Source organism: Phytoactinopolyspora endophytica (assembly GCF_004138495.1).
Lineage (GTDB): Bacteria > Actinomycetota > Actinomycetes > Jiangellales > Jiangellaceae > Phytoactinopolyspora > Phytoactinopolyspora endophytica.
The window spans coordinates 79,716-81,383 of sequence record NZ_ML142873.1; the positions used below are offsets into that span (position 1 = coordinate 79,716).

Consider the following 1,668-nt stretch of genomic DNA (forward strand, 5'->3'; position numbering starts at 1 on the left):
GCTCGGTGGCGTCGTCCGGGGTGACGAGATCGGCCGTGATCAGCTCCCAGTCATGGGTGCCGGTGGTGGCGAAGAACTTCTGGTCGCCGCGGGCGATCCCGCCGTCGGCGCGATAGAAGATGATGTCCAGGTATGCGCCGGGACCGGTCACGTCTTGCGTTTTGCACCAGACGCTGTACCGGTGCGGACCCTGCCCGATCAAGATCCGGTTCTGGGCGATGTTCAGGCCGACCGTCGACGGCGGGTCGTAGCCGGGATCGGCGGTGATTCGGGCGGAGCGGCGCCCGCTGCGGACCACCTCCTCGTCGACGCCGGTCGAACCGGCGCCGCGCCAGATGCCCTGCGACCATCCGGCCAGGCCGGCCTCGAATCCCGGGCTGGGGATCGTCGTCGGCGGTCCACCCACCGCCTGGTCCAGGCGGGTCCCGAGCGCGTCCCACAGCAACAGGAGAGTGAGGCCGACCTTGCCGAAGCCCTCCCACTGCTGGTCCGACGACGTGAGCACGCCGGGATCGTCGAGCCACTTGGTGTACTGGGCGTCGATGCCCGCCAGCGCCTGGTCGACGGCGACCGGGTTCTGGTACGCGGCCGTGCCCTCGTTCAGGTACCCCTCGGCCAGGCCCTGGTACGCCCATGGGTCCAGGCCCGACGCCGGCTGAGCGAGCCAGCGCTCGTGGTCACCGCGCACCCGCTCCGCCACGGCGTCGAGCACCTCGGCACCCGGCGACGGGCGAACATCCTGGGGCGGTGCGTCGCCCGGTTCCTCGTCGTCCGGTGGGGTGAAATAGGGCTCCGCGTGGGTGTACATCCGGTAGACACCGCGGGTCGGCGCCACCATGTCGCGGTAGAACTGCTCCGTGTTCTGACCGTAGGGCCAGATCCGGCCCATCGATCGGACACCGAGCTCGACGCTGTGCTTGCCCCGGGTCATCGGCTCGGGAAGGGGCAGCGTGTGGAAGTAGAACCGGCCGGGGCTACGCCCCTCGAGGTGCATGATGTCGAGCGGGTCGACGGCGCCATGGTGGTAGTGGCCGACTTGTGCGCCGTCGCAGAACAGCTGCAGTCTGGTCTCTTCGTCCTCGCTGGCGGAGTGGTCACCACCCCAAAGCTTCACGGTGACGTAGGTGGTGCCACGCGGCGAGCACGCAACGGTGAACGTCATCGTGCCGCCCCAGATCCCGGGCGTCTCCTCCGGGTTGAGAACACGAGCGCCCTGGCTGAGCGCACCGTCGACGATGTCGGACAGGTGCGACGTCAGATCGTGTGCGGTCTCAGACTCGCTGTCGCCGAAGACGACCACGTCCAGCGGGGCCAATCCCAGACCGCTCACAGCGGCCTCGTTCGCGTTCGCGGCCGACGGCTGTGTCCACAGCCATCCTCCCGTGGCAGCCGCTCCGGCTCCGGCGACCGCCGACCTCAGGACCGTACGGCGGCTGATCTCGTGCTCCACGACGCATCACTCCTCGGGGTGTATCTGTCGGGTTGCGGGCAGGCAGGGACCGTGGCGGTAGCGAGACTCGGCCGCCACGGCCGCCTGTTCGTGAGAGGGAGAGGGAAGGGATGTGGAGAGGACGGGAACGTGCGTCAGGCGTTGCCGGACAGGTGTTCGTCGGCTTGTTTCTCCATTTCGGCTTGGAGTTTCTCCAGGCCGGCGTTGTCGGCGGCTTT

At 68.8% G+C, this 1,668-nt stretch carries 1 pseudogene; it reads right to left on the reverse strand.

Annotated features, from left to right (window positions below):
• Window positions 1-1,450, reverse strand: a pseudogene (locus ELR45_RS36105) (Tat pathway signal sequence domain protein); the annotation flags it as partial.
• Window positions 1,451-1,668: the final 218 nt, after the last annotated feature.